At 58.9% G+C, this 26628-nt stretch carries 27 protein-coding genes and 1 pseudogene; 21 read left to right on the top strand and 7 right to left on the bottom strand.

From position 1 onward, the window contains the following. The first annotated feature begins 30 nt into the window (after positions 1-30). The 6 genes from KYE_RS20565 to KYE_RS20540 all read left to right on the top strand — a co-directional run bounded on the left by KYE_RS20565 (position 31) and on the right by KYE_RS20540 (position 6441). Positions 31-1695, top strand: coding sequence for an AMP-binding protein (locus tag KYE_RS20565; protein ID WP_008177330.1), 1665 nt, complete (start codon positions 31-33; stop codon positions 1693-1695). A gap of 36 nt (positions 1696-1731) precedes the next feature. Beyond that, positions 1732-2499, top strand: a complete 768-nt coding sequence (locus KYE_RS20560; RefSeq protein WP_008177327.1) for an SDR family NAD(P)-dependent oxidoreductase — start codon at positions 1732-1734, stop codon at positions 2497-2499. A 32-nt stretch (positions 2500-2531) separates the two neighbouring features. Then, positions 2532-3314: an enoyl-CoA hydratase-related protein gene (locus KYE_RS20555; RefSeq protein ID WP_008177325.1), complete on the top strand. Its 783-nt coding sequence runs from the start codon at positions 2532-2534 to the stop codon at positions 3312-3314. 56 nt (positions 3315-3370) lie between these two features. Then, on the top strand, positions 3371-4510 hold the full coding sequence (aliB, locus tag KYE_RS20550) for a cyclohexanecarboxyl-CoA dehydrogenase (RefSeq protein WP_008177324.1): 1140 nt from the start codon (positions 3371-3373) through the stop codon (positions 4508-4510). 70 nt (positions 4511-4580) lie between these two features. Further along, positions 4581-5792 carry an ABC transporter substrate-binding protein gene (locus KYE_RS20545; protein ID WP_008177323.1) on the top strand — a complete coding sequence of 404 codons (1212 nt, stop codon included), beginning with the start codon at positions 4581-4583 and terminating at the stop codon, positions 5790-5792. Between the two features lie 178 nt (positions 5793-5970). Further along, positions 5971-6441, top strand: a complete 471-nt coding sequence (locus tag KYE_RS20540; protein ID WP_008177322.1) for a MarR family winged helix-turn-helix transcriptional regulator — start codon at positions 5971-5973, stop codon at positions 6439-6441. Between the two features lie 42 nt (positions 6442-6483). Here the strand turns inward: KYE_RS20540 and KYE_RS20535 are convergent, their stop codons facing one another. Then, entirely contained in the window at positions 6484-6876 is a 393-nt protein-coding gene (locus tag KYE_RS20535) for a glutaredoxin family protein (RefSeq protein WP_008177321.1), read from the bottom strand. A 148-nt stretch (positions 6877-7024) separates the two neighbouring features. On the opposite strand from KYE_RS20535, the pseudogene KYE_RS22275 reads away from it, so the two are divergent. Further along, positions 7025-7759 (top strand): annotated as a pseudogene (locus tag KYE_RS22275) (FAD-binding oxidoreductase); the annotation flags it as partial. A gap of 60 nt (positions 7760-7819) precedes the next feature. Then, positions 7820-8752, top strand: coding sequence for an FAD-binding oxidoreductase (locus tag KYE_RS21715; protein ID WP_319795866.1), 933 nt, complete (start codon positions 7820-7822; stop codon positions 8750-8752). Here the strand turns inward: KYE_RS21715 and KYE_RS20525 are convergent. Further along, positions 8730-9899 carry a putative sulfate/molybdate transporter gene (locus KYE_RS20525; RefSeq protein WP_008177310.1) on the bottom strand — a complete coding sequence of 390 codons (1170 nt, stop codon included), beginning with the start codon at positions 9897-9899 and terminating at the stop codon, positions 8730-8732. The genes KYE_RS21715 and KYE_RS20525 overlap by 23 nt on opposite strands. Positions 9900-9937: 38 nt before the next feature. Next, a complete protein-coding gene (locus tag KYE_RS20520; RefSeq protein WP_008177309.1) occupies positions 9938-10822 on the bottom strand; it encodes a helix-turn-helix transcriptional regulator in 885 nt (294 codons plus the stop codon). A 118-nt stretch (positions 10823-10940) separates the two neighbouring features. Between KYE_RS20520 and KYE_RS20515 the strand changes: the two genes are divergently transcribed. The 7 genes from KYE_RS20515 to KYE_RS20485 all read left to right on the top strand — a co-directional run bounded on the left by KYE_RS20515 (position 10941) and on the right by KYE_RS20485 (position 16668). After that, the gene (locus KYE_RS20515; RefSeq protein ID WP_008177308.1) at positions 10941-11639 is read left to right on the top strand and encodes an ABC transporter permease; all 699 of its coding nucleotides are present in this window, start codon (positions 10941-10943) and stop codon (positions 11637-11639) included. Next, the gene (locus KYE_RS20510; protein ID WP_008177307.1) at positions 11636-12379 is read left to right on the top strand and encodes an ATP-binding cassette domain-containing protein; all 744 of its coding nucleotides are present in this window, start codon (positions 11636-11638) and stop codon (positions 12377-12379) included. Before KYE_RS20515 ends, KYE_RS20510 begins: the two co-directional genes overlap by 4 nt. A gap of 68 nt (positions 12380-12447) precedes the next feature. Then, entirely contained in the window at positions 12448-13254 is an 807-nt protein-coding gene (locus KYE_RS20505) for a substrate-binding domain-containing protein (protein ID WP_008177306.1), read from the top strand. Between the two features lie 182 nt (positions 13255-13436). Further along, positions 13437-14306 (top strand): formate dehydrogenase accessory sulfurtransferase FdhD, encoded by an 870-nt coding sequence (locus tag KYE_RS20500; RefSeq protein WP_008177305.1) that lies wholly within the window; start codon positions 13437-13439, stop codon positions 14304-14306. Between the two features lie 12 nt (positions 14307-14318). Continuing rightward, on the top strand, positions 14319-14906 hold the full coding sequence (gene mobA / locus KYE_RS20495; protein WP_008177304.1) for a molybdenum cofactor guanylyltransferase MobA: 588 nt from the start codon (positions 14319-14321) through the stop codon (positions 14904-14906). Beyond that, complete coding sequence (gene mobB, locus KYE_RS20490) at positions 14903-15394, top strand: molybdopterin-guanine dinucleotide biosynthesis protein B (protein ID WP_008177303.1); 492 nt, start codon at positions 14903-14905, stop codon at positions 15392-15394. Before mobA ends, mobB begins: the two co-directional genes overlap by 4 nt. A 26-nt stretch (positions 15395-15420) precedes the next feature. Then, positions 15421-16668, top strand: a complete 1248-nt coding sequence (locus tag KYE_RS20485; RefSeq protein ID WP_008177301.1) for a molybdopterin-binding protein — start codon at positions 15421-15423, stop codon at positions 16666-16668. On the opposite strand, the gene KYE_RS20480 is transcribed toward KYE_RS20485, so the two are convergent. The 4 genes from KYE_RS20480 to KYE_RS20465 are packed head-to-tail and all read right to left on the bottom strand — an operon-like array spanning position 16669 to position 20688. After that, positions 16669-17145 carry a DUF6505 family protein gene (locus KYE_RS20480; RefSeq protein ID WP_008177294.1) on the bottom strand — a complete coding sequence of 159 codons (477 nt, stop codon included), beginning with the start codon at positions 17143-17145 and terminating at the stop codon, positions 16669-16671. After that, positions 17142-17846 (bottom strand): biotin/lipoate--protein ligase family protein, encoded by a 705-nt coding sequence (locus KYE_RS20475; protein WP_008177292.1) that lies wholly within the window; start codon positions 17844-17846, stop codon positions 17142-17144. The genes KYE_RS20480 and KYE_RS20475 overlap by 4 nt, the downstream gene beginning before the upstream one ends. Next, a complete protein-coding gene (locus KYE_RS20470) occupies positions 17843-18691 on the bottom strand; it encodes an Mrp/NBP35 family ATP-binding protein (RefSeq protein WP_008177290.1) in 849 nt (282 codons plus the stop codon). Before KYE_RS20470 ends, KYE_RS20475 begins: the two co-directional genes overlap by 4 nt. 17 nt (positions 18692-18708) lie before the next feature. Beyond that, positions 18709-20688, bottom strand: coding sequence for a 4Fe-4S binding protein (locus tag KYE_RS20465; protein WP_008177289.1), 1980 nt, complete (start codon positions 20686-20688; stop codon positions 18709-18711). A 143-nt stretch (positions 20689-20831) separates the two neighbouring features. Here KYE_RS20465 and KYE_RS20460 point away from each other — a divergent pair, with 143 nt between their 5' ends. The 6 genes from KYE_RS20460 (at position 20832) to fdh3B (ending at position 26590) form a co-directional block, all read left to right on the top strand. After that, a complete protein-coding gene (locus tag KYE_RS20460; RefSeq protein ID WP_039882167.1) occupies positions 20832-21410 on the top strand; it encodes a DUF3305 domain-containing protein in 579 nt (192 codons plus the stop codon). Beyond that, a complete protein-coding gene (locus tag KYE_RS20455; protein WP_008177287.1) occupies positions 21410-22036 on the top strand; it encodes a DUF3306 domain-containing protein in 627 nt (208 codons plus the stop codon). The genes KYE_RS20460 and KYE_RS20455 overlap by 1 nt, the downstream gene beginning before the upstream one ends. A 109-nt stretch (positions 22037-22145) precedes the next feature. Beyond that, positions 22146-22757: a molecular chaperone gene (locus KYE_RS20450; RefSeq protein WP_008177286.1), complete on the top strand. Its 612-nt coding sequence runs from the start codon at positions 22146-22148 to the stop codon at positions 22755-22757. A 41-nt stretch (positions 22758-22798) separates the two neighbouring features. After that, positions 22799-22990 (top strand): twin-arginine translocation signal domain-containing protein, encoded by a 192-nt coding sequence (locus KYE_RS20445; protein ID WP_008177284.1) that lies wholly within the window; start codon positions 22799-22801, stop codon positions 22988-22990. Between the two features lie 90 nt (positions 22991-23080). Beyond that, the gene (locus tag KYE_RS20440; RefSeq protein ID WP_008177280.1) at positions 23081-25966 is read left to right on the top strand and encodes a formate dehydrogenase subunit alpha; all 2886 of its coding nucleotides are present in this window, start codon (positions 23081-23083) and stop codon (positions 25964-25966) included. 15 nt (positions 25967-25981) lie between these two features. Then, the gene (gene fdh3B / locus KYE_RS20435; protein WP_008177277.1) at positions 25982-26590 is read left to right on the top strand and encodes a formate dehydrogenase FDH3 subunit beta; all 609 of its coding nucleotides are present in this window, start codon (positions 25982-25984) and stop codon (positions 26588-26590) included. Positions 26591-26628: the final 38 nt, after the last annotated feature.

Raw genomic sequence — 26628 nt, 5'->3', positions numbered from 1 at the left:
AAAACAAACCGGACACAACAGGTGAATCAGATGGATACAGGCATCACTCTCAATCCGGAACGCCGTGACGCCATGCTGGAAAGCGGCGCCTGGAACGACAAACTCATTACCGACTACCTGGATCAGGCAGTCGCCAGCACTCCAGACCGGGAAGCCATCGTCGGCTACCAGGTCACCAGCGACACCCGCACCGCCCTCACTTATCGGCAACTCAATAACAAAGTCACCCGCATGGCGGCCGGCCTGGCCGGCATGGGCATCGGTAAAGGCGACGTGGTGGCCTGCCAGCTACCGAACTGGTGGCAGACCACCGCCCTGCATCTGGCCTGCATGCGCATCGGCGCGATTCTGAATCCGCTCATGCCTATTTTCCGGGAGCGGGAACTGCGCTTCATGCTCAAGCATGGCGAGGCCAAACTGCTGGTAATACCAAAGGTCTTTCGTGGCTTTGACTACGAGGCCATGATTGACGGTATTCGGGGGGAGCTGCCGGATCTCGAAACCCTGCTGGTCATCGGGGGAGAGGGCGAGCGTAGCTTTGAACAACGTCTCACGGAGACCCCCTGGGAAGAAAAGCAAGACACCAAGGCCCTGTTTGCCGAGCGCCAACTCACCGCCGACGACGCCATCCAGATCCTTTACACCTCCGGTACCACCGGCGAACCCAAGGGGGTCATGCACTCCTCCAACACCCTGTTTTCCAATGTGCGTCCTTACGCCGACCGCCTGCACCTGAGCTCGGACGACAAGGTGTTAATGGCCTCCCCGGTGGCCCACCAGACCGGCTTCATGTACGGCATCATGATGCCCATTTACCTGGGCACCACCGCCATCCTCCAGGACATCTGGGACGCAGACTACGTCTGCAAGGTGATTGCCGCCGAGAAGCCGGCCTTCACCATGGCCGCCACACCGTTCCTGGCGGATCTGGTGAAAACCGCACCCAAGCACGAGGGCGAACTGGATTCCCTGCGGATCTTTGTCTCAGCCGGCGCCCCCATCCCCAGTGCCGTGGTGGAACAGGCCGGCAAGGTTCTGAAGGCAAAGATTGTCTCGGCCTGGGGCATGACCGAGAACGGCGCGGTCACCATGACCTGCCCGGAAGATCCCGCCGAGCGGGCCAGCCAGTCCGACGGCAAGGCCCTGCCCTACATGGACGTGAAAGTCACCGACTTCCAGGGCAACGAACTGCCTGCCGGTGAGGAAGGCAGCCTGCTGGTTCGGGGCTCCAGCCTGTTTGTCGGCTACCTCAAGCGCCCCGAACTCTATGGCGTGGACGAAGCCGGTTGGTTCAATACCGGGGACCTTGCACGCATAGACAAGGACGGCTACATCCGCATCACCGGCCGCACCAAGGATGTGGTCATCCGCGGCGGCGAGAACATTCCGGTCGTGGAGGTGGAGAACCTGCTCTACAAGTTCCCCGGCATTGTCGATGTAGCCCTGGTGGGTTGCCCGGACGAGCGCCTGGGTGAGCGCCTGTGCGCCTACGTCACCCTCGACGAGAACGCCACCGACCTTACCCTGGACCAGGTCAAGACCTATCTGACCGAGCAGCAACTGTCCAAAAACTACCTGCCCGAGTACCTGGAAGTGATCGAGGCCATGCCTCGCACCGCATCCGGCAAGATCCAGAAATTCAAACTGCGGGAACAGGCGAAAGAAGTGCGCCTGGAGCCGGCCAAACGCGCCTGACCCGACCCATTACTCTGAGCAACAGGAGAACAACCGATGAAAGGTCTTAACGGAAAAACAGTCATTGTTACCGGTGGTGGTGGCGGCATCGGCCGCGCCGTATCCCTGCGCTTCGCCGAAGAAGGCAGCCTGGTTGCGGTTCTGGACCGTGACGAAGCCACAGCCCAGGCCACGGTGGACCTGATCACCGAAGCCGGTGGCAAGGCCCGCGCCTACGCCGCCGATATCACCAATTATGCGGCTATTACCGAGACGGTGGCGGCTATCGAAAGCGATCTGGGCGTGCCCACGGTGCTGGTCAACAACGCCGGTTTCGACCGCTTCATGCCGTTCCTGAAAACCGAGCCCAAGCTCTGGGACCAGCTGATTGCAGTGAACCTCACCGGCGCCCTCAACATGCACCACGTGGTGCTGCCGAAAATGATCGCTGCCGGTGGTGGCAAGGTCATCAACGTGGCCTCTGACGCCGCCCGGGTCGGCTCCTCCGGTGAATCCGTCTACGCCGCCTGCAAGGCCGGCCTGGTGGGCTTCAGCAAAACCGTGGCCCGGGAACTGGCCACCAAGAACGTGTGCCTGAACGTGGTCTGCCCCGGCCCCACCGACACCGCGCTGCTCAAGGGCGTGGCGGAAACCGCCCCAAATCCCGAGAAGCTACTGGAAGCCTTCCGCAACGCGGTGCCCATGAAGCGCCTGGCCCAACCGGAAGACTACCCCGGCATCATCGCCCTGCTGGCCAGTGACGACGCCAACTTCATCACCGGCCAGGTGATCAGCGTGTCCGGCGGCCTGACCATGGCCGGCTAAGCGCCCATTTTCACGAACACGGAGAACAGATCATGAATTACGAAGATATCCTGTACGACGAAACCGACGGCATTGCCACCATCACCATCAACCGTCCGGAGCGCTACAACGCCTTCCGTGGCCAGACCTGCATGGAGCTTCTAGACGCCTTCAACCGCGCCGGCTGGAACAAGGACATCGGCGTCATCGTGTTCACCGGGGCTGGTGAAAAAGCCTTCTGCACCGGCGGCGACCAGGGCGCCCACGAAGGCCAGTACGACGGCCGCGGTCTAATTGGCCTGCCCGTGGAAGAGCTGCAACGCACCATCCGGGAAGTACCCAAGCCGGTGATTGCCCGGGTCAACGGCTTCGCCATCGGCGGTGGCCACGTGCTGCACGTGATCTGTGACCTGAGCATCGCCTCGGAAACGGCCATTTTCGGCCAGGTCGGCCCCAAGGTCGGCTCCGTCGATCCCGGCTTCGGTACCGCCTACCTGGCGCGGGTCGTGGGTGAGAAGCGCGCCCGGGAAATCTGGTACCTGTGCCGCAAGTACAGTGCACAGCAGGCACTGGATTGGGGCCTGGTCAACGCCGTGGTGCCACCGGAGCAGCTGGATGAGGAAGTGCAGAAGTGGTGTGAGGAAATCCTTGAGAAGAGCCCCACCGCTCTCACCATCGCCAAGCGCTCGTTCAATGCCGACAGCGACAACATTGCCGGCATCGGTGCCCTTGGGATGCAGGCATTGAGCCTGTATTACGACACCGAAGAGTCCAAAGAAGGCGTGAAAGCCTTCAAGGAAAAGCGCAAGCCGGACTTCCGGAAATTCTACAAGTAAGCAGACCGACCCGGTGGCCACCCGTCACCGGGGCATAGACACTCCCGGAGAACACCATGAATTTCGGATTCAATGAAGAACAGAACGCGATTCGCGACGTTGTGGCCCGCTTCAGCGCCGAGGTGCTGGCTCCGGGCTATCGCAAGCGGGATCAGGAAGGCGTCATCGAAAAGGATGTCATCCGCCAGCTCGGCGAGATGGGGCTGCTTGGTGGCGAACTGCCGGAAGAGTTCGGCGGCAGCGGCATGGACTGTGTTACCAGTGGCCTGATCATCGAGGAAATCTCCAAAGGAGATTTCAACGTTGGCTACATCCCCCTGCTGACTTCCCTGAACGGACAGATCATTGCCAGCCACGCCGCGCCGGACCTGGCGAAGGAGTGGCTGCACGGCATGACCTCCGGCCAGAAGGTGGCGTGCATTGCCCTGACTGAACCCCACGGCGGTTCCGACGCTGCCAACTTGCGCCTGAAGGCGGAGAAGAAGGGCGACGTGTACGTGCTCAACGGCGAGAAAACCTCCATCTCCATGGCCGACCAGGCCGACGTGGCGGTGGTGTTCGCCCGCACCGGCACGGTAGAGCAGCGCGCCTCCGGCATCAGTGCGTTCCTGGTGCCCATGGACAGCCCGGGCATCACCACCACCCGGTTCGAGGACAACGGCCAGCGCGCCATCGGTCGCGGCTCGATTTTCTTCGATAACGTGGAAGTGCCCGCCGTCAACATGATGGGCGACGAGGGTAAAGGCTTCAAACAGGTCATGCAGGGTTTTGATTACAGCCGTGCCCTGATCGGCCTGCAGTGCCTGGCCGTCGCGCAACAATCCCTGGATGAAACCTGGCAGTGGCTGACCGAGCGAACCGCCTTCGGCCAGAACCTGTCCGCGTTCCAGGGCCTGACCCATCCGCTGGCGGAATACCAGACCTATGTTCATGCGGCCCGCATGCAGTGCTACCACGCACTATGGCTCAAGGACAACAACCTGCCCCATAACGCCGAAGCCGCCATGAATAAATGGTGGGGGCCGAAATTGGCCTTTGATGTGGTTAAACAGTGCCTGCTGGCCCACGGTCACACCGGTTGGGGTGAGGACCTGCCGTTTGCCCAGCGCCTGAGAGATGTTCTTGGTCTTCAGATTGGCGATGGCACAGCCCAGATCATGAAAAACATCATCGCGAAGGAATACCTACCGAAGTAATCAAACTGATCAACCTGACAAAAGCAACAAGAACCCAAACCAAAACAAGTTTCGTAGCGGAGATGGAACAATGAAAAATACAAAAAAGATTCTGCCCTCAGTCGTTGCCTCAATTCTTATGGCAGGCAGTGCCCAGGCTGCCATATCTGGAGATACGGTTAAGCTTGGGTATCTCGCTGACATGTCCGGCACGTACCGTGACCTTGCCGGCCCGAATGGTTTGACGGCGATGGAAATGGCGGTTGCTGATTTTGGTGGCAAGGTCAACAATGCCGCGATTGAGGTAGTCAGTGCTGACGACCGCAACAGCCCGGACGTTGCCTCCAGCACCGTGCGACGCTGGGTAGAGAATGACGGAGTCGACATGGTTGGCGGGTTGGTGGCCTCTTCTGTGACAATCGCCACCACGAAGATCCTTGAGGAGAACAACAAACTGGGACTGATCTCCGGCTCCGCAGCCTCAAGCATCACCAACGAACACTGCACCCCAAATCATATTCAGTACGTCTATGACACCTACGCACTGTCCATTGGCACTCCAACCGCAATCGTTCAGGAAGGCGGCAAATCCTGGTACATATTGACCGCAGACTATGCCTTCGGTCATGCCATGGAGGCGGACGTCACACGGGTTGTAGAAGCCAATGGTGGTAAGATTCTGGGAAGCATCCGCCATCCATTCCCGACTCCTGACTTCTCTTCATTTATTTTGCAGGCCCAGGCTTCTGGCGCCGATGTCATCGCTCTGGCAAACGCCGGTGCAGATACCACCAATGCGATCACCACTGCGGCAGAATTCGGTATTACCCAGTCAGGCCAGACCATTGCCGGGCTTGTCGTATTTATCAGTGACATACACGCTCTCGGTCCCCAGGCGGCTCAGGGGCTGCAGCTTACTACCGGTTGGTACTGGGACATGAACGACGAGACTCGTGAATGGTCTGATCGTTTCATGGAAGAGACCGGCACCCGTCCAACCATGGTGCATGCGGGCATCTACTCCAGCACGATGCAATACCTGAAGGCGGTGGAAGCTACTGGCTCGGATGACTCCCAAACTGTCCGCCAGCATCTGATAGAGACTCCGATCAACGACATGTTTGCCAAAAACGGTCGTATCCGTGAGGACGGCCGCATGGTTCATGACATGTTTCTGGCTCAGGTGAAAACTCCGGAAGAATCTACCGGCGAGTGGGATCTGTACAAGATCGTTCGAACTATTCCCGGCGACGAAGCGTTCCGACCGCTTTCCGAGAGCAAGTGCAAGCTGATCACCAACTGAGTGAAGACTGCGACTACGGAGTTTCCTGCGAGATCTCAGGAAACTCCGGATTCACAGTGCCCTGCTCCTCCGGCGTGACCCAAGAAAATGCGGAAGATCACCCCGGATCTATGTGAAGATATCGTTGATGAATAGACTCAAACGTCTTGCGAACCATTCTTTACCAACGGGATACGAAATGATCGTCAACGAATCCGGAGGCATCCCCAACCGCCTGTTTTTCCGTCTGTTCCAGACAGGAAACATCCTGCAACGCCAGGTTCAGAATGAAATGGGCATCAGCGCCGTGCAGTGGGCAGTACTGGGTGCATTATCTCGAGAAGGATTCGAAGATGGCACCTCATTCAACCAACTGAAAGAGTACCTCTACGTCAGTCGCCAAAACCTCGATGGCGTGCTCAAACGAATGGAACGAGACGGGCATGTTGTTCGGATACCGGATCCCCAGGATCGCCGAGCTCGACTCGTGGTTCTTACCGAATCTGGCCGCACTTTCTGGAATCGACTTCAGGACACTATTGCCGAATTTTACAGACAGGCCATGCAGGGGATGAGTTTTGATGACGGCGTCAGCCTGCTTCACCTTCTGAAAAAGCTTCAGCATGAACTCATCGACATATCCCTGGAATCGAACATCCCAGGGGAATGATCGTGACTAGCTAACGCCCTCTCCAAAAATCAGCAACGGCAATCAGGCCGGCTCAAACCGCTCCTGTAGCCACGCCTTGATCTCGCCAGACTCATACAGCCAACGATCACTGCCATCCTCCTGATGAATCTTCAGGCAGGGCACCTTGATTTGGCCGCCGCCGGCTTCCAGCGCCGCACGATGTTCCGGGTCATGCTGGGCGTCGCGGGTTTCAATGTTCAGACCGAGCCGTGCGATTTCCTTTCTTACCTTGATGCAGAACGGGCAGGCCTTGAACTGGTACAGGGCGAGATTTTTGCTGGCCTCGTCGGCGCGGGCTTGCTCTTCAGCACTGCGGGTCACGCTTTCAGGCGTGCTGAGCTTTTCACTGAGCAGCATGAAGGGCGTCAGTACCAGACGCAGGGTGCGAAAAAAATAGCGAATAATAACTCTCATGAGTAAGACTCAAACTCCGGGTTTCTTGGTAAAAGTCGGCCTGAACGATGTCGGCATTCAGGATTGATTTGCGTACTTGATAGCGGTGTACGAGGATATCATTTCAACAGATGAAGTGTTCAGAGTAACGGGGGCAGACCCCTCATTGATGGAGAATCCGATGTCTGAGTCCGGCACCAAATCTCTGCGCAAACCCCTGCGATTCTGGGGTTGGGGCTATGCGGATGAGGATCTGCATCCCGAAGAACACGCCATGATCGAGACCGTTACGAAAATGTTGGTGCCGGAAGGCCTGGTGGAGATTGAGCCACCAAAGGTTGAAGACTTTGACCTCCCAGCATCCCGGTTGCTTTCTGTTCCCGAGCATCTCTCAGACATCATTTCCACTACGAACTACGACCGCCTGGTGCACAGCTACGGGAAGTCCTACGCCGACATGGCCAGGATGCTGATGCGGAAAGTGCCCAACCCGCCCGATGCCGTCGCCTTTCCCAAGACGGAAGACGATATCCAGCAACTGTTTCGCTATGCGGCCGAAGACAATATTGCACTGATCCCGTTCGGTGGCGGCACCAGTGTCTGCGGCGGCGTTGAGCCCGATGTTGGCGACACCTACCAGGCGACGATCAGTGTCGATATGGAAAACCTGAACCAGATTCTGGAGATTGATCCTATCAGTCGTCGCGCCCGGATCCAGGCAGGAATCAAAGGCCCGGATCTCGAGCGGCAACTGAAGCAACATGGTTTGACACTGCGCCATTAGCCACAGAGCTTTCCGTTCGTGAGTCTGGGCGGCATGCTGGCAACCCGCGCTGGCGGCCATTTTGCGACCGTATACACGCACATCGAAGACATGGTGGAAGCAACCCGGCTGGTCACGCCAAAAGGCATCATCGAGACCCGCGCTCTGCCCGGCTCAGGCGCGGGCCCTTCGGCAGACCGCATGATCTGTGGCTCAGAAGGTACGCTGGGGATCATTACCGAAGCCACCATGCGATTACAGCATCGACCAAAGTGGCGGGCCACGGCGTCCGTCCGCTTTGATCGCTTCATGAACGGTGTCGATGCTGTCAGACAGATCGCGCAATCGGGTTTATTCCCGTCGAATTGCCGTCTACTGGATGAGGCCGAAGTGGTGATCAACCGGATCGCTGACAAACCCTGCGCCATTCTGGTTCTTGGTTTCGAATCCGCAGATCATCCGCAAGACCAGAAAATCGAGCGGGCCGTCGCCATTGCCGAAGAACATGGCGGTGTTCTGCAAAAAGATGGCATTAGCTATAACCCGGATCATGCAGAAAAAGGGTCCAGCGAAGCCGAGTCCTGGAGAAATGCCTTTATCCGAATGCCCTACTGGCGCAATCGATTAACCGCCATGGGCATGATTGCCGACACCTTCGAAACCGCGATCACCTGGGACAGGTTCCCGAGCCTTTACAAGGCAGTAAGATCAACCATGGAGTCCGCGCTTCGCGAGATCACGCAACGACCATTTTCATTCTCCTGCCGCTTTACCCATGTTTACCCGGACGGGCCTGCGCCCTATTTCACGTTTTATTGCGTGGGCGACACTACCGGCGATCTGGGCAAGGCCCTGGAAAAGTGGAAACAGCTCAAGCGCATCTCCATGGAAGTGCTGGCCGAGCAAGGCGCTACCGTCACACATCACCACGCCGTTGGCCGGGATCATCGCTTTGGCTATGAGCAGCAGACATCACCGCTGTTTCGTCAGACCCTGGCGGCGGGCAAGCACTTCCTGGATCCTCAGGGCATCCTGAATCCGGGCGCTTTGTTTGATCCGCAGGATAAAAACGTTGGCATTCGGGGTGTGTTATCCGATTCGGACGATGCTCTCAGTCCTGATGAGCACCGCTAATCCTTCCCCGCACCCAGGCGGCCCTGAAAGTCTCCGAAGCAACCCCGGCCAGGAATCCGAAAAACGGATCGGCCCAGAAGGTGACCAGTGCCGTTATCCCGATCACTGGCCAACAGGAAGGTTTGGCGACCCAGAGACGCTTGGTCAGGCCAAGCTCGACAGCCGCCACCATTAGCAGGGCACCGAGACCGGCCGCGGGAACGGCGGCGATGAACGACAGACCGCCGGGCACGAATGCGATCAGGAGCAAACCGGTGCCCAACAGAACCGGCGCCAGGCCAGTCCTGGCGCCGAAGCGGTAATGAGCCGCCACACCACCCGCGCCGTGGCACATGGGCAGCGCACCGAACGGTACCAGGAAGAGATTGGCCAGGCCTGTTGTCACCGACAGACGTGCTGGCGAGACCCGGTGTGACTGATCCCCGAAATAATCCCCAACCACCAGGGCCGTCAGAACGATGGCGTTGGTGATGGTCAGCGCCAGTTGTGGCAGCACCAGGATGGAAAAGCCTTGCTGCCATTCATCCATTGACGGCAACTGGGGCATAGAAAAGATCGCCGGATCAGCCGGCAACGGCAGCCCGGGCGAACCTAGCAGGGCCCCGAGAACCATGGCCAGAGCAAGGCCCAGCAGTGCCGCAGGCCAACTGGGGAAAAGTTTCAGGGTGATGGCCAGCAACGCAAGGATAACGAGGCCCAACGGCAGAGAAGTGGCCATCAGTTCCAGGCTCATGCTGGCTAACAACAAACCCAGCCCCAGCTGAAGGCCGCTCAGCACCGACCCCGGCACCAGGCGGGCCGCCCGGTTGATCCACCCGGTTGAACCCAGAAGCAAGAGAATGGCACCGATCAGAACGCCACTGGCGATAAGGCTCTGGGCACTGACCTGGGTGGTAAGCAGGAGCGCGGCCACCGCTTTCATGGGCTGCACGGGTACTGGCAGGCGATAATAAAGCCCGGTCGCGATATAGAAGACGGCAAACCCCAGCAGCACCGGTACCGGCGCCAGTCCTGCCACGCCAATGGCCCCGAGACTCAGCGGCAGCAAGGTGCCGATATCCCCCAGCGCACCACTGAGTTCGTGAATAAGATTCTTTCCGGCCGAACGCTTGTGTCCGTTCGAACCTTGCATTCCGGTCGAACCCATGCGGGCTCCTGCCTGATTGGTCTGTTTATTGTTGTGGTTCAAGCGTTATACATCACTTTACCAAGCTCACTTATATCATACCCCCCCAACGCCTCGGCGCGCTGAACAAAACGCTCGCAACGGGCGAACTCCAGCAAACGCTGCATGGCCGGCTCGAAGTAATGGCGCCTGCGCATGGCCAGGTCAAAGTGCTCCTGCTGCAGGGGAATAAATGCCAGCCCCTGGCGCCTGGCAGCCGCTTCAATACCCACGCCCACATCCGCCTCCCCCTGGCGAATGGCCAGTGCCAGATCGTCCTCACTGAGCGAGGGATGGGCGGCCCAGGTAAGCTGACTGCCATCTATACGATGGCGGGCAAGCAGCCCCTGCAGCAGATGGCTGACACCGGCATCGGGCTGGCGGTGGGCAAGGCGAAGGCCTGGTCGGGCGATATCCTCAAGCCGCGTGAGTCCGTGAGGGTTGCCGGGCGCCAGGAGGAGCCCCTGCTGGCGCTTGGCCCAGCGAATCAGCACCAGGTCCCTCATGCCAGTCAAACCCAGGGTGGCCGGATCGTTGTATCGCTCACTCTCCGCGTGCCAGATGTGCATGCCAGCGACCATCGCGCGCCCGTCCACCAGGCGCTGAACCCCATCGCCGCTACCCTGGCACAACATGGCAAGCTCGGCGTTGCTCTCCTTTACCGCCCACTCCAGCAGCGGGTCCTGGCTACCCACTAGCACCGGCAGCGTTGGAGCACTGATCGCATCGTCACCTTCAAGGTGGTTCATCAACCACAAATCAATACGCTGGCGCGGGAACAATAGCTTTCCTGTGACCCGAACGCAGGGAATAACACCCTGGCTGACGAGATCATAGACCTTGCGTTCTTTCAGGCGCAGATACTCAGCAGCCTCGGCCGTAGTGAGGTAGGCGGGAAGGGGCATCAGAATCTCCGGAGGATCAGGTAAAGCATCAGGCTGTTTTTGACTGCATATTTTTCAGCATGCTGTGCAAAGCGTAGTTAAAAACGCCACGATGCTCAACATTAAAGGAGACGCAGCTGTGGAAGAAAATGCGTTTTACGTGGCGCTGTCGCTACTGGTGAACCTCGACGCTTCGCTGTACCAGATCGTGGTGCTTTCGCTACAGGTTTCGCTTCTGGCGGTCCTGATAGCGGCGTTTTTGGGGTTTCCCCTGGGTGCGGCAGTTGCATTGTGGCAATTCCCCGGGCGCGGCGGTGTGGTTGTTGCGCTGAATGCCTTGATGGGGTTGCCTCCGGTTGTGGCCGGGCTCGGCGTTTACCTGCTGTTATCGCGGGCCGGACCTCTGGGTGAACTGGGCCTTCTGTTCACGCCCAGCGCCATGGTGATTGCGCAGGTGATACTGGTATTGCCCATTCTCGCCGCGCTCTCGCGCCAGAAAGTGGAGGAGTTACTGGGTGAGTACCGGGAACAGTTCGTATCGCTGGGCATGTCCCGGGCGCGGATGATGCCCACCCTGTTGTGGGACGCCCGCTTTGCCTTGCTGACTGTTCTGCTCGCAGGGTTCGGCCGGGCCAGCGCAGAAGTGGGCGCTGTCATGATGGTAGGCGGCAATATTGATGGCGTGACCCGGGTCATGACCACGGCCATTGTGCTGGAGACAAGCAAGGGTGCCCTGCCCCTGGCGTTGGGCCTGGGCATTGTCCTTCTGACACTGGTCATGGTGATCAACGCCACGGCCTACATTTTGAGTGAAACGGCTAAAAGGCGCATGGGATGACTTCACTGAACGTGCCCGTTAACAACCCGATCGAACTCAGTGCACCGCCGTCGCTGCAATTCGAGAGCGTCGAGTTCAACCCTTTCGGCCACCGGCTTTTTGGCCCCTGTTCGTTCAAGCTTGACGGACCCGGCCCCACGCTGGTGATGGGCCCCAATGGCGCCGGCAAAAGCCTCATGCTGCGACTGGCGCACGGACTGCTCACACCGACGGAGGGCGCCGTGAGCTGGTCAGGCGCCAGCGCGCCCCGCCAGGCCATGGTTTTCCAGACGCCGATCCTTTTGCGCCGTTCGGCGCTGGCCAACCTCCGGCACGCACTGGCGGTCAACAATGTGCCACGCAAGTTGCGCACAGAGCTGGCTCTCGAAGCCCTGGCCCGGTTTGGCCTCTCCTCCTGCGCCGACACGCCTGCGCGGGTGCTGTCCGGCGGCGAGAAACAACGCCTGGCACTGGCACGTGCCTGGTCGCTTTCACCGGCAGTGTTGTTTCTGGATGAACCCACCTCCGCACTGGATCCTGCCGCGATTAAGGCCGTGGAACTCGCCGTACAGGAATTTCACAAGCAGGGTACACGCGTCGTAATGACCACCCACGATCTCCACCAGGCCCGGCGACTGGCCGGCGATGTCCTGTTTCTTTCGGAAGGCAAGGTACAGGAACACACACCAGCGGACATGTTTTTCCGTGCCCCGGTCTCGCGGCAGGCACAGGCCTATCTCAACGGCGAGCTCGTAGCCTGACCCACCAATAAGAAACCGCATCGGACCACCGATTTCTTGGTGAATGAATACCAAAAGGAGAAAACAAAATGAAAAAGACCCTTAACCTGGTTCTTGCAGCCGTCACTACCGTGGGCCTGGCCTTCAGCGCCCACGCCGAAGATTACATAACGCTGGCCTCGACAACCTCAACCGAGAACTCGGGCCTGTTTGATTCGATCCTGCCAAAGTTCGAGGACGCCACTGGCATCGAAGTGCGCGTTGTCGCCGTTGGTACCGGCCAGGCCTTCGAAATCGCCCGCCGTGGTGATGCCGACAGCCTTCTGGTGCACGACACCGCCGGCGAAAAACGTTTTGTGGAGAACGGCTACGCCACAGAGCGGGCCGACGTGATGTACAACGACTTTGTATTAATTGGCCCTGCCGATGATCCGGCCAACATCAGCGCAGCGAAAACCGCCGCTGAAGCGCTGTCTGCCATTGCCGAAGCAGAGGCACCGTTTGCCTCTCGTGGTGACGACAGTGGCACCAACCGTGCAGAACTTCGCCTGTGGGAAAGTGCCGGTGTTGAACCGGGCGGCAGCTGGTATCGCGAACTGGGCAGCGGCATGGGCCCGACCCTGAACACTGCCGCCGCCATGGATGCCTATGTGATGTCAGACCGCGCAACCTGGGTCGCGTTTGAAAACCGCCAGAACCTGAAGCTGCTCTTCGAAGGTGACAAAGTGCTGTTCAACCAGTACGGCAGCCTGCTGCTTTCTGAAGAGAAGCACCCGCACCTCAAGCATGAGATGGCCGCGAAATGGCACAACTGGCTAATCTCCGAAGAAGGTCAGCAAGCGATTGCCGACTTCAAGGTGGATGGACAGCAACTGTTTTTCCCGAACGCCAAGTAATTCAGCAGGGCCAAGGGTCACTGGCCTCACCCTGTCTAACCCTGTATTACCTGAACCCCGGCGCTGCCGGGGTTTTTTATTGGTGTAAGGCAGCTGTTTTTCCCCAATGCCAAATAGGCTAATCTCTGGCAATCTCCGTAGATATTCCATTCCGCGGCATTCACGAAACGGCTACAACAAAAATGACGATTGATCCCATACTTCCCGATCCCAAAGATCCCCGACTGTCCCGGCCGGTGGAGGGTGTTGACGAAAACGGCGAGGCCAAATCGATCAGCGTGATCGAGGAACGCCCCCTGACGATCTACCTGAACAGTCAGGAAATCGTCACCGCCATGACCATTGGCGATCACCCGGAGTATCTGGCCCTTGGCTTCCTGTTGAACCAGGGCATGCTGAAAGAGAGCGATCAGGTCACCGGGATCGATTTCGACGAGGAACTTGAGGTCGCGGTGGTGCGCACGGCGGGCGTTACCGATGTTGAGGACAAGCTGGAGAAGAAAACCCGTACCTCCGGCTGCGCCGTGGGCACGGTCTTCGGCGACATGATGGCGGGCCTCGAAGGGCTGTCGCTACCGGACACCCCGGTACACACCAGCAGCTTTTACGATCTCTCCTATCAGATCAACCACACGCCCAGCCTGTACATGGAAACCGGCGCCATTCATGGCACCGCGCTTTGCCAGGGCCAGACAATCCTGGCCTACATGGAGGACGTTGGACGGCACAACGCGGTCGATAAAATTGCCGGCTGGATGCACCTGAACAACATTTCTGCGGCCGACAAGGTCCTCTACACCACCGGACGACTGACCTCGGAAATGGTGATCAAGACATCGCTGATGGGCATTCCCACGCTGATCAGCCGCTCGGGTTTCACCGCCTGGGGCGTTGATATCGCCCGGCAGGTCGGACTGACTCTGATCGGACGGATGCGAGGCAAGAAATTCACCTGCCTGAGCGGCCAGCATCGTCTGGTGTTCGATCAGGACTTGTCGCAGGTACCCGATGAAGACAAGAAGCTGCGTCGCAAAGGCGCTCAGAATGATTAATGGAGGCACTGCATGACTGATTGTGCAGTCATCCTGGCGGGCGGCCAGGCAAACCGCATGGGCGGCGGCGACAAAGGCCGGCTCATGCTCGGCGACCAGTCACTGATCCAGCGGGTAATTGAGCGGATCACGCCTCAGGTCGACGCCGTGGTGTTGAATGCCAACGGCGATTCAAGCCGGTTTGACGACCTGGGGTTGCCGGTAGTGGCCGATTCCATCGAGGGTTTTCCGGGGCCGCTGGCAGGCGTGCTCGCGGGCATGGACTGGGCCGCCGAACAGGGCCATGACTGGCTGATCAGCGTTGCGGCCGATACTCCGTCCTTTCCCAGGGATCTGGCTGTCAGGCTGGCTGAACATGACACCCCGGTGGTGCTGGCGGCCACGCCGGACCCCGAACGGGGCCGGCTGCCCCAGCCGACCTTCGGCCGCTGGCAGGTCGCTTTGCGGCATGATCTGCGAGCCGCCCTGAACGATGGCGTGCGCAAGATCCGCCAGTGGACACAGGCCCAGGGCGAAACCCTGGTAGTGTTCGACGAGGGCGACTTTTTCAACATCAATACGCCGGACGATCTGGCCTGGGCGGAGCAGCACCTGAAGTGAACGTAATAGGCATCGTAGGTTGGAAAAACTCCGGAAAGACCACACTGGCCGCGGCTCTGATTCGGGAGCTCTCCAGCAGAGGGCTAACGGTCAACTCGATCAAGCATGCCCACCACATGGTGGATGTGGATCAGCCCGGAACAGACAGCTACAAGCACCGGGACGCCGGTGCCCGTGAGGTCATACTGGCCGGTGGTCAGCGCTTCGCGATCATGCACGAACTCCGGGGGGCAACAGAGCCAACGCTGGACGAATTACTGTCCCGGCTGGGCCCCTGCGACTGGGTGGTGGTGGAGGGTTTCAAGACCCACTCCCACGCCAAGATCGAGGTGCACCGGCGGGAGGGTTCGCGGTCACCGCTGTTCACCGAGGATCCGAGCATTGTTGCCGTGGCGTCGGACTACGCTGCCGAGTTCTCGGGACCCGTGTTCGACATCAACGATATCCCCGCCATCGCTGATTTTATTCTCAACCGTCAGCCAGCCTGAACAGCCCAACCAGGAGCCGAAGATCCATGAAACCGCTTCGCAACGACTGCTTTGCCCTACCCCCCGGCGTCAACTGGACCCCGGTTGAAGAGGCCCTTGAGCGTTTGCGTTCACGGTTACATCCTGTGGTGGAGATTGAGCGCGCCGTTCCCCTCTCCCAGGTAAACGGCCGCATCCTGGCAAACGATGTCCATGCGCCCCGGGCTCATCCCCCAAGCAACAATTCCGCCGTCGACGGCTATGCCCTGGCCGGACCGGTGACGGACGTGCCCTGCACCCTACCCCTGGTCGAAGGTCGCAGTGCCGCCGGTGAGCCATACACAGGCCAGGTGCCCGAAGGCCACGCAATCCGGATTCTGACCGGAGCGGTCATTCCAGCCGGCACAGATACCGTGGTTCTGGAAGAAGACTGCGATGTCGCGGATGGCCATCTGCACCTGAACGGCACGCTAAAAGCAGGCGCCAATGCCCGCAAAGCCGGAGAAGACATAAAGGCAAAGGACAAGATCCTCACAACCGGAACCCGCCTGAGCCCGACCCAGATTTCGGTACTAGCCAGCGTGGGCGTGGAATCCGTCGACATCTATCAACGACTGCGAGTTGGTGTGCTGTCCACTGGTGATGAAGTGAAACCGGTCGGGGCAACTGTTACCGACTGGCAGATTTACGACGCCAACCGCCCTATGCTCAGCGCCCTGGTTTCGCAACTGGGCTACGAGCTCGTGGATCTAGGCCATGCGCTGGACCGGGCCGAAGAGGTGAAAGCAGCGCTTGAGCGCGGCGCGGAACACTGCGACCTGATCCTGACCAGCGGTGGCGTGTCTGCCGGCGACGAAGACCACGTGTCAAAAACACTGAAAGCCCATGGCGACATCAGCAACTGGCGCATCGCCATTAAACCCGGCCGGCCTCTGGCGCTCGCCATGTTCCAGGGCACGCCGGTCGTTGGGCTGCCGGGTAATCCGGTGGCCGCCTGGGTCTGTGCCCTGCGGTTTGGTGCTCCGGCCATGGCGTTGTTGGCAGGCGCGGAATGGTTTGAGCCACAGGCCTATGTGATGCCGGCCAATTTTTCCAAGAACAAAAAACCCGGGCGCAGCGAGATGCTGCGGGCACGGGTTCGGGATGGGCAGGTTGAGGTGTTCGGTTCGGAAGGCTCCGGCCGGGTGACCGGCCTGGCCTGGTCCGACGGACTGATGGAACTGGATGAAAGCGCCCAGCAGATAGAGCCGGGCACCCCCGTGCGGTTTATTCCCTACGGCAGCTTCGGGCTGTAATCAGTCAACGCTGCCGTGCACCGCAAAGGCCTCCAGTGAAGCATCCTGCGGCCCCCGGGAACGGTAGGTTTCCTCGACACCCAGCTCGGTCAGCGTGCGGCTGACCATCAGCAAGGTGTTGTCCTCGAAGTCTTCACACATGTTGCGCATCTGATCGATTTCTGCACAGGCCACCGGATAGGCAGCATCAATACTCGGCGCGCCATAATGGTCAACAAATGTCTGGGCGAGGGTTCGTCGCACCTGCTCCAGTTCCGGCTCGGTGATATTGCATACACCCACGAAACTGGCGCGGCCGCCAGACTCAATGCTGTACCAGCCATTAGTGAACGCCTGGCGGGCTTTCCCTTTCAGGTCTGCTTCGGTCCAGTTGGAAAACTCGAAGCCACCGGAGATCGCCCATTCGCCGCTGGGCGCAGGCTTTTCAAATACGTTCTCGTCCGATATATCCAATTGCAGGGTTCGGGCCAGCTTCATACGTGCTCCGCGAATTCAATCAAGCTCAATGTCTCGGTCATCACATCCTGACGCAACAGCATCCGGCCTTTCTCATCCAGGCCAACAAAAAGTCCGGGCCGGGGCCGTTCGATTGTCTTGCCCAACGTGTCACAGCGGGGCCGCCATTCGTTGTGCACCCGCTCGAAGCCACTGTCCATAAAGTAGGTCAGCCACAACAGCGTGTGTTTGGACCAGCTTTCCAACAGGGCCATGGGCGTGATTTCAACGCAGCCTTCTTCGTACAGACAGGTTTCGTTCGGATTTTCTCCCGGCTCGTCGGTCATCGGGATAAAGGGCACCTCAACGCCAATGACCAACCAGTTAGGATGCGCTTTCGGATCAGACACGTCCGCAGCAAACCGGACGCTTCCGCAGACAGCTCCGTTGACCTTGATGCGGTCGGGCCATACAAAGTGTACGGGGACTTCGGGCGGGGCCAGAGCACCCAGACTCTCGGCCAGACCTATCTGGGCGACATAGACCGCCTGAATGGCCTCTTCCAGGGGTGTTTCCGGCGCCAGCACCAGGGCCGCACGCAGGCTGTCGCCTTGCTCGGAGTAGAACACCGTGCCGGAGTCAACGCCCGCAATGGCCCGGCTCACGGCCTTGTCAAAAGGGTCGGTGTGCCTGGGTACCACCTCCCCGGTCAGTAACGGTGGGAACTGGGGTGTATCGATCATTGGATGGCCCGGGCGTAGACGTCAGAGGCAACAATTTCATCGGCGATGCGCTGGAACGCTTGCGCCTGGGGACTATCCGGCTTGGATACCACAATCGGCACTCCGCCATCCGATCCCACCCGGATATCGAGATCCAGCGGAATCTCTCCCAGGAACGGCGAACCGAGTTTCTCGGCTTCCGCCCGCGCGCCACCGTGTCCGAACGGATGGTGCTCTTTGCCGCAGCCATCGCAGATAAACGAGGCCATGTTTTCAATCAACCCGAACAGCGGCACATCCATCCGCTTGAACATATCAATACCCTTGCGGGCATCCATCAGGGCGATGTCCTGGGGCGTCGAGACGATAACCGCTCCTGCAACAAAGAACTTCTGGCTCAGGGTCATCTGGACATCGCCCGTGCCCGGCGGCAGATCCACCAGCAGCACATCCAGCCGTCCCCATTCCACCTGGTTCATCATCTGTTGCAAGGCGCCCATCAGCATCGGCCCGCGCCAAACGATGGCTTCGTCTTCCGGGGCCATCAGGCCCAGGGACATCAGCGTTACGCCGTGGTTTCTCAGCGGCAGGATGGTGCTTCCATCCGGGCTGGACGGCCGACCGGAAACCCCCAGCATGCGGGGCTGGCTCGGGCCGTAGACGTCGGCGTCCAGCAGGCCGACCTTGAGACCTTTCGAGGCCAGGGCAACCGCCAGGTTGGACGACACGGTGGATTTGCCAACGCCACCCTTGCCCGAGGCGATGGCGATGATCCGATCAACGCCCCTGGGGTTTTTGTCCTGAGGCCGGGGAGCGTCGGTTCCGATCAGGTTCGGTTTTTTTCCTACTTCGGTGTACTCAACCATGATGTGTCCTGTTGTTTTTAGCTGTCCAGATAATCATCACTGGTGCGGACCCTGGGGCGTTCACCGGCCGCCATGGGTGCGTTGTCACCATGGAACTGGGATTTGACCCGACAGTCGTCGCACATCTTGATCAGCTGCACGTTATCAGAGTTCTTGTACATCCAGTGCTGGTTTTCCAGTTTCTCGACGATCCGGTTAATGGTGCTGGCAACGCCGAACGGGGTTCCGCACTTGATGCATTCGAATGGCTCCTCACCGTGCAATGCCCGGGCACTCAGCGCCGCCTTGGACACATCCAGCTGGGGCTTCAGGGTGATGGCGGTCTCAGGGCAGGTACTCTCGCAGATACCACACTGGACACAGGCGTTTTCCGTGAACTGGACCTCGGGGCGATCCGGGTGGTCACCAAGGGCGCCCGTCGGGCAGAGTGATACACAGGCAAGGCAGAGCGTGCATTTATCGGAATCAATTTCGATCGCACCGTATGGCGCGCCTACAGGGAGCGGAATCGGCTCTTCGATCTTGTCCGACATCGCAGCCACTGTCACCCGTGTGATATCCCGGCGACCGCCAACCAGCAGAACCGGATCGCTCACTCGCCCGGCATTGTCACCCGCATCGCAGAGTTCGATGGCGGAAATGACCCGCACCCGGCTCGGCGAGTTGTGGGTGCCTTTGAGCATGGCCTGGGCCAGTTCCACTTCCGCAGTCACCGCCCGGCGATCCAGCTCATTGTCCGCAAGGATCAGAACCTCGGCGTAGCCGGCGCCGAACGCCGCCATGATTTCAGCGTGCCCAATCCGGTCGACATGCTCGAGCCCCATCGGGATCAGATCATCCGCGAGGCCATTATCGTAGCGGGCCAGGTTGGCAATGGCCTCTGTGCCAGCCTCCAGGGTATGGAACACCAGGCGTGGCGATTCGTGAGTATGCTCGCGATAGACCTTGGCCATCACTTCAACAGCCTTGGTGATCGCCTCGAATGGCGTCTCATTCATGGTCACCGCAGAGGTGGGACAAACGGCGGCGCAGGAGCCACAGCCGGCGCAAATGTCCGAATCGATCTGAATATGGTCGCCAAAGGAGAAAATGGCTTCCGTCGGGCATACATCCAGGCAACGGGTACAACCGGGCTTGTTGGCCCGGGAGTGCGCGCAGAGCGACTCTTCGAGCCTGAAGTACACGGTTTTTTCGAACTCACCCACCATTTCCCTGGCCGTCAGGGCAATGCGCTCCAGCTCGCCGGTCTTCTTCGGGTCGGCCCAGAAGTAACCGTTGCGCTTCTCGTGGCTGGGAAATGCCGGGGCACCGCCACGCAGATCGATGAACACGTCGCATTCGCTGCGGGCGGTGGGCTTGGCTGCCTCATAACCCAGCTCACCGCGACCGGCCGGATGCAGGGGTTGCAGGTGCGCAAATTCCAGCTTGAAATTGCCCAGTGCGCCGTAGGCGCCCGTCAACTGCCCTTTGGCCACGTCGTAGGCAGCAGATGGCAGCTGGATCGGGCCGGCATCATTAACAATGCAGGTCACGCCCAGTTCGTCCTGCACCAGTCCGGCCATCCTTATGGCCTGTTCGGTGGGACCCACAATGCAGCACACGCCGCTGGACTGGATGGTTTTTGCCGGCGCCATTGGTGCCGGCAGCTGGGCAGCGGCAACCAGGGCGGCCTGCTTGGCGTGCAACCGTTCGGGCTTCGCGTCGGGGGCACTCCAGCCGGCGCGATCCCGGATATCAATGGATTGGAGCGGCGCTGAGTGCTGGGTCTCGGCGTAAACGTCCTCCGCAAGGCGCTCGAAAAAAGCCGCCTGCTGGCCACAGGCAATAAGCACGTCACTGCTGGCGCCCAGGTGCTCGGCGGCAATACTCATTTCGTTGCCGCACAGTTGATCCACTGCGATGACCTGATCCGCGGCCGCGGCTTTGCGCAGGGCCTCTGAATCGAAGGTCTGTGATTTGTCGCAGCTACATAGTAATAGGGTCTTGGATGCCGTCATCAGGAGTTTGACTCTTTCGTTGTTTTTATACGTGTACGTTTCCGTATCGCTTTTCGAGCATGCCACAGGCATTATCTTTTGGACAATTGGATAATCGTTTGTGCCCTGCTATTTTTACGCTATTACAAAAAATGAGAAGCACCATGAGTAGTCGTACAGATCAATGGCAACGCGAATTGAAGGTCGGCGCCGTCGTTCGCCGGTCTCCGGGGGTCACTCGTTGGGCAAAGGTTATCTGGAAGCCTGTTGCCGTCATACCGGGGGCGCCTGAGGCGTTCTGGAAAGAAATGGTTCGCGAGGGCGACGTGGTCGATTACCACGCGGGCACGGTTACGATGGAGCTGTTCCGGGCCGATGTTGAAGGCTATCTGGTCTCCCTGAACATGGCTGCCCCTTCGGTCTGGATCATCCTGGACAAAGATGTAACGAGCCAGTCGCCGTCCGGGTGGGTTGTCAGCACCGTCACAGCCAGCGCCCATGAGGCTCTGGATGCCCTCGACAGTGGCGAAAGCATTGTCGAGGCGGTTCCTATTCCTGAATCCCTTGCAGCCTGGATAAAAGAGTTTATCGATATGCACTATATCGAGGAGCCGTTCAAAAAACGTCGTCGCGACGAAGTCCGCGTGGATGGCGTTGAGGACGCCAAGGGCGACCCGCGCATTCGCCAGGAAAGCGACGTTTACCGTGCCCCTGCGAACATCAAAAAGCCGAGAATTCAGTAATGGCCGAATCAAGACTCCAGCGTTGGGCTCGCAAGAAGGCCGAAGCCGCCAAGCGCCCGGAACCATCCCCTCCTCCGGTTATCGAGACTGAGCCAGCCCCGGAGGAGCAGGAACTGGCAATCAATGAAGCATTGCCGGAACACGAGCTGCTAGAGAAGTATGGCCTGCCTGACCCGGAAAACATTGAACTGGGTACGGACATCACCGGTTTCATGCGCAAGGAAATTCCGGAGTTCCTCCGCCGCAAGGCCCTGAGGGGACTCTGGAAATCCAACCCGGTACTGGCCGTTCTGGACGGCCTCAATGATTACGATGAGGACTACACACTGGCCTCGACGGCCGGACAGACGGTGAAAACTTTATACAAGGTTGGAGAGGGGCTCGTCGACAAAGCCAAAAAAGCCGCGGACGTCGTGGACGATCAGTCGGAAAAGCAGGCAGTCTCATCGTTGGCAGAGTCTGATTCCACAACCGCCGAGGAACCGGATTCTGAGGACAGTCCCGAACTGGAAGATATGGCAACGCCGACGGAACTTCCCGAGCAGCAGCTTGCCCAAGAAGAGGCGACCTACTCGGAAGAGGAGCCGGAACCACGATTCCGTCCTCGTATGCGTTTTGACTATTAGCAGAATACGTTTCAGCTATTAGCAAATTAAAGGTCGGTCAGGCCAATATTCTGGATTGTGTACTAGAATAGCGTGACAGGCCGCACATAATAATTAGAAGGAACAGGAATTGAGTAACACTGCGGAAATCCAGTGCCCGCGTTCGATCTCTGAAGAAGATCGTGCCAGGGCCCAGATCTATCAGCTGCTTGGCGTCCTGCTTGTAGACCCGCCCTCCAGTGAATTGCTGAAGGGGCTGGCTTCATTACAAGGCGACGAGACGCCCCTCGGTTCGGCCTGCAAAAACTTGGCAGCCCTCGCCGAACGCACCAACCCATATGACGCCGAGAGAGAGTTCAACAATCTGTTTGTCGGACTCGGTCGCGGAGAACTGCTCCCCTATGCCAGCTACTACCTCACTGGCTTCCTGAATGAGAAGCCCCTGGCGGAGCTGCGTACGGATCTCATGACCCGCGGTATCAAATCCCGCAGCGACGTAAAGGAGCCGGAAGATCACATCGGCACCCTCTGCGAAATCATGGCGGGCATCATCACCGGGGAATTTCCATGCGACAGCGGACTGCCGTCGCAAAAAGCATTTTTTGATGCCCACCTGGCAAAGTGGGCAGCCTTGTTTTTTACCGACTTGGAAGAAGCGCAAAGCGCCATTTTTTACGCACCAGTGGGTTCGCTCGGTCGAGCCTTCATGGCGGTAGAAGCCGACGCCTTTGCAATTCAGTAACCGGGATCTCAAGGTCCCATAAACCCAGGGGGAGGTGTCCAATGGACAACCCGAAGCGTGAAAACAGCCGTCGCCGTTTCCTGCAAATGGCCGCTGCTGCAGCACCGGCTGCGGTGGCAATGACGGTTGCACCGAACGCCGCAGCGGAGGTCGTCAGACAAGACGCGCCGAAAAGCCGCGGTTTACGTGATACCGAACACACACGTAAGTATTTCGAATCGGCTCGCTTTTAACGGGGATTTGAGTTGATCGAGGTTGCGAAAGGCCCTTGAGAGATTCAGCTTTCCGAAAAAACGAGAATAATAAAGAGAGAGGTAAACGACATGTTAAGGAAGAAGACCAACGGGGTAGCGAAAGGCTCCCGTGCAGGCTCTTTGCTTTCTTCTCTCGCTGCCAAGACTCTGGACCGTCGTCAGTTCCTGACAACGTCTGGCGTGGCAGTGGGTGGTCTGGCCGCACTGTCGCTGTCATCGGGACGGGTTGAAGCTGCGGCCCCAACGACCGGGGGTGGCGAAGTCGTCGTCAAAAAATCCGTTTGTACGCACTGTTCGGTAGGCTGCACGGTCGAGGCTGAAGTGCAGAATGGAACATGGATCGGGCAGGAACCAGGCTGGGACAGCCCCTTCAATCTGGGTGCTCACTGCGCCAAAGGCGCTTCCGTACGGGAGCATGCCCACGGCGAGCGTCGTCTCAAGTCGCCCATGAAAATGGTCAACGGCCAGTGGCAGAAGATTTCCTGGGATACCGCCATCAACGAAATCGGCGACAAGATGCTCGAAATTCGTGAGCAAAGCGGTCCCGATTCGGTCTACTGGCTGGGCAGCGCAAAGTTCAACAACGAGCAGGCCTACCTGTTCCGTAAGTTTGCGGCCTACTGGGGCACCAACAACGTGGACCACCAGGCTCGTATCTGCCACTCCACCACCGTCGCCGGCGTAGCCAATACCTGGGGCTACGGCGCAATGACCAATTCCTACAACGACATCCACAACTCCAAAGCCATCTTCATCATCGGGGGTAACCCTGCCGAAGCGCACCCGGTCTCGCTGTTACATGTGCTTAAGGCGAAGGAAGAGAATAACGCACCTCTCATCGTCTGCGATCCGCGTTTCACACGCACTGCCGCGCACGCCGATGAGTTCGTCCGTTTTCGTCCGGGCTCCGACGTTGCGCTGGTCTGGGGCATACTTTGGCACATTTTCGAAAACGGTTGGGAAGACAAAGAGTTCATCCGCACCCGGGTGTGGGGCATGGATGAGATTCGTGAGGAAGTAAAACGCTGGAATCCGGAAGAAGTCGAGCGTGTAACCGGCGCTCCGGGCGCTCAACTCGAGCGTGTGGCCCGCACTCTGGTCAACAACCGCCCGGGTACCGTTATTTGGTGCATGGGTGGTACCCAGCACACCAATGGTAACAACAACACCCGGGCCTACTGCATTCTCCAACTGGCACTGGGCAACATGGGCGTTGCTGGCGGTGGCACCAACATCTTCCGGGGGCACGACAACGTTCAGGGTGCTACCGACTTGGGCGTGCTCGCCGACACTCTGCCCGGCTATTATGGTCTGTCCGCTGGCGCCTGGGCCCACTGGTCAAGAGTCTGGGAAGAGGATCTGGACTACCTGAAAGGCCGCTTTGCCGTGTGGGACAAGAACGGCAAATCCAAAGCCATGATGAACGAGAAAGGCATTACGGTATCCCGATGGATTGACGGTGTCCTGGAAGCCAAAGAGAACCTGGAGCAGCCAGACAACACCCGGGCCATGGTGCTGTGGGGCCACGCGCCCAACTCCCAGACCCGTATGACGGAAATGAAGGAAGCGATGGAAAAGCTCGACCTGTTGGTTGTAGTGGATCCCTTCCCGACCGTTTCTGCCGTACTCCACGATCGCAAAGAGGGTGCCTACCTGCTGCCCACGACCACCCAGTTCGAAACCTACGGCTCGGTAACCGCGTCGAACCGTTCTCTGCAGTGGCGAGAAAAAGTAGTAGAGCCGCTGTTCGACTCCAAGGTCGATCATGAAATCATGAAGCTGTTTGCGGACAAGTTCGGCTTCACCGATCGCATGTTCCGCAACATTGCCATTGATGGAGACGAACCGTCGATTGAGGACATCACCCGCGAGTTCAACCGTGGCATGTGGACCATTGGCTACACCGGCCAGTCCCCTGAGCGCCTCAAGAAGCACATGAAATATCAGCACCACTTCGACAAGACTACGCTGCGTGCAGTCGGTGGACCTTGTGATGGTGATTTCTACGGCTTACCGTGGCCTTCATGGGGCACACCGGAGATGAACCATCCGGGCACTGCCAACCTGTACGACATGTCGTTGCCGGTTTCCGAAGGCGGCCTGACGTTCCGGGCCCGCTTCGGAGTCGAGCGTGATGGCGAAAGCCTGTTGGCAGATGGCGTCTACTCGAAGAACTCCGAGATCAAGGACGGCTACCCGGAATTCACCATGCAGATGCTAATGGATCTGGGCTGGGATGGCGATCTGACGGCTGAGGAGCGGGCCAGTATTGAAGCCGTGGCCGGCCCGGAAACCAACTGGAAGACAGACCTGTCTGGCGGCATTCAACGTGTGGCAATCAAGCACGAGTGCGCACCTTTCGGTAATGCCAAGGCCCGCACCGTGGTCTGGAACTTCCCGGATCCGATACCGCTGCATCGCGAACCGCTATATACCAACCGTCGTGATTTGGTTAAGGATTACCCGACATACGAAGACAAGACTTTCTGGCGGGTGCCTACCCTGTACGAGTCCATTCAGAAGAACGACTTCAGCAAGGAGTTCCCGATCATCCTTACCTCCGGCCGTCTGGTCGAATATGAGGGTGGTGGTGATGAGACTCGCTCAAACCCCTGGCTGGCTGAATTGCAACAGGAAATGTTCATCGAGGTTAACCCACGCGATGCCAACAACCTGAACATCCGTGACGGCAATGATGTCTGGGTTTCCGGCCCCGAAGGCGCGCGGATCAAGGTCAAGGCCATGGTGACCGAACGTGTCGGAGAGGGGGTGGCCTTCATGCCATTCCACTTTGGCGGGCACTATCAAGGCAAGGACCTGAGGGACAAGTATCCCAAGGGCGCAGACCCCATCGTTCTGGGCGAATCCACCAACACGGTTCAAACATACGGGTATGACTCGGTCACGCAGATGCAAGAGACCAAAGCCACCCTGTGTTCGATTATGCCGGCATAACAAGAGGTGTAAATCATGGCACTTGAGGGAAAAGCACGCGCAAAATTCCTGGTCGATGCCGAACGCTGCATCGAATGTAATGCTTGCGTAACGGCCTGTAAGAATGAGAATGAAGTCCCCTGGGGTATCAACCGCCGGCGCGTGGTGACCATCGGAGATGGTAAGCCTGGCGAACGCTCGATCTCGGTAGCTTGCATGCACTGTTCAGACGCGCCTTGTATGGCCGTTTGCCCTGTGGATGTCTTCTACCAGACCGAAGACGGTATCGTGTTGCACTCCAAGGATCTGTGTATTGGTTGTGGGTATTGTTTTTATGCCTGCCCCTTCGGTGCGCCTCAGTTCCCCCAGGCGGGCAACTTTGGCAGCCGGGGCAAGATGGACAAATGCACGTTCTGTGCAGGCGGCCCTGAAGAAGACAATTCAACAGCTGAGTTCACCAAGTACGGCCGCAACCGCATTGCCGAGGGCAAGCTGCCAATCTGTGCCGAAATGTGCTCGACCAAAGCGCTGCTGGCCGGTGATGGCAGCGAGGTGGCAGACATCTATCGCCAGCGTGTGGTGAGCCGTGGTTTCGGTTCCGGCGCCTGGGGATGGGGCACGGCCTATGGGAAGAAGGTCCCTTAAGCCCGCCATGAGTTTCGGGGCCCCCCGGGCCCCGCAAA

Origin of the sequence: Marinobacter manganoxydans MnI7-9 (genome assembly GCF_000235625.1) — a bacterium.
Classification (GTDB): domain Bacteria; phylum Pseudomonadota; class Gammaproteobacteria; order Pseudomonadales; family Oleiphilaceae; genus Marinobacter; species Marinobacter manganoxydans.
The sequence above is the reverse complement of the archived record's forward strand: the minus strand, read 5'-3'. Positions and strand labels throughout refer to the sequence as shown.

Excerpts from the sequence above, each read along its gene's own strand:
- KYE_RS20565 (WP_008177330.1), top strand. The coding sequence starts at position 31 with ATGGATACAGGCATCACTCTCAATCCGGAACGCCGTGACGCCATGCTG.
- KYE_RS20560 (WP_008177327.1), top strand. The coding sequence starts at position 1,732 with ATGAAAGGTCTTAACGGAAAAACAGTCATTGTTACCGGTGGTGGTGGC.
- KYE_RS20555 (WP_008177325.1), top strand. The coding sequence starts at position 2,532 with ATGAATTACGAAGATATCCTGTACGACGAAACCGACGGCATTGCCACC.
- aliB (WP_008177324.1), top strand. The coding sequence starts at position 3,371 with ATGAATTTCGGATTCAATGAAGAACAGAACGCGATTCGCGACGTTGTG.
- KYE_RS20545 (WP_008177323.1), top strand. The coding sequence starts at position 4,581 with ATGAAAAATACAAAAAAGATTCTGCCCTCAGTCGTTGCCTCAATTCTT.
- KYE_RS20540 (WP_008177322.1), top strand. The coding sequence starts at position 5,971 with ATGATCGTCAACGAATCCGGAGGCATCCCCAACCGCCTGTTTTTCCGT.
- KYE_RS20535 (WP_008177321.1), bottom strand. The coding sequence starts at position 6,876 with ATGAGAGTTATTATTCGCTATTTTTTTCGCACCCTGCGTCTGGTACTG.
- KYE_RS21715 (WP_319795866.1), top strand. The coding sequence starts at position 7,820 with ATGATCTGTGGCTCAGAAGGTACGCTGGGGATCATTACCGAAGCCACC.
- KYE_RS20525 (WP_008177310.1), bottom strand. The coding sequence starts at position 9,899 with ATGGGTTCGACCGGAATGCAAGGTTCGAACGGACACAAGCGTTCGGCC.
- KYE_RS20520 (WP_008177309.1), bottom strand. The coding sequence starts at position 10,822 with ATGCCCCTTCCCGCCTACCTCACTACGGCCGAGGCTGCTGAGTATCTG.
- KYE_RS20510 (WP_008177307.1), top strand. The coding sequence starts at position 11,636 with ATGACTTCACTGAACGTGCCCGTTAACAACCCGATCGAACTCAGTGCA.
- KYE_RS20505 (WP_008177306.1), top strand. The coding sequence starts at position 12,448 with ATGAAAAAGACCCTTAACCTGGTTCTTGCAGCCGTCACTACCGTGGGC.
- KYE_RS20500 (WP_008177305.1), top strand. The coding sequence starts at position 13,437 with ATGACGATTGATCCCATACTTCCCGATCCCAAAGATCCCCGACTGTCC.
- mobA (WP_008177304.1), top strand. The coding sequence starts at position 14,319 with ATGACTGATTGTGCAGTCATCCTGGCGGGCGGCCAGGCAAACCGCATG.
- KYE_RS20485 (WP_008177301.1), top strand. The coding sequence starts at position 15,421 with ATGAAACCGCTTCGCAACGACTGCTTTGCCCTACCCCCCGGCGTCAAC.
- KYE_RS20480 (WP_008177294.1), bottom strand. The coding sequence starts at position 17,145 with ATGAAGCTGGCCCGAACCCTGCAATTGGATATATCGGACGAGAACGTA.
- KYE_RS20475 (WP_008177292.1), bottom strand. The coding sequence starts at position 17,846 with ATGATCGATACACCCCAGTTCCCACCGTTACTGACCGGGGAGGTGGTA.
- KYE_RS20470 (WP_008177290.1), bottom strand. The coding sequence starts at position 18,691 with ATGGTTGAGTACACCGAAGTAGGAAAAAAACCGAACCTGATCGGAACC.
- KYE_RS20465 (WP_008177289.1), bottom strand. The coding sequence starts at position 20,688 with ATGACGGCATCCAAGACCCTATTACTATGTAGCTGCGACAAATCACAG.
- KYE_RS20460 (WP_039882167.1), top strand. The coding sequence starts at position 20,832 with ATGAGTAGTCGTACAGATCAATGGCAACGCGAATTGAAGGTCGGCGCC.
- KYE_RS20455 (WP_008177287.1), top strand. The coding sequence starts at position 21,410 with ATGGCCGAATCAAGACTCCAGCGTTGGGCTCGCAAGAAGGCCGAAGCC.
- KYE_RS20445 (WP_008177284.1), top strand. The coding sequence starts at position 22,799 with ATGGACAACCCGAAGCGTGAAAACAGCCGTCGCCGTTTCCTGCAAATG.
- KYE_RS20440 (WP_008177280.1), top strand. The coding sequence starts at position 23,081 with ATGTTAAGGAAGAAGACCAACGGGGTAGCGAAAGGCTCCCGTGCAGGC.
- fdh3B (WP_008177277.1), top strand. The coding sequence starts at position 25,982 with ATGGCACTTGAGGGAAAAGCACGCGCAAAATTCCTGGTCGATGCCGAA.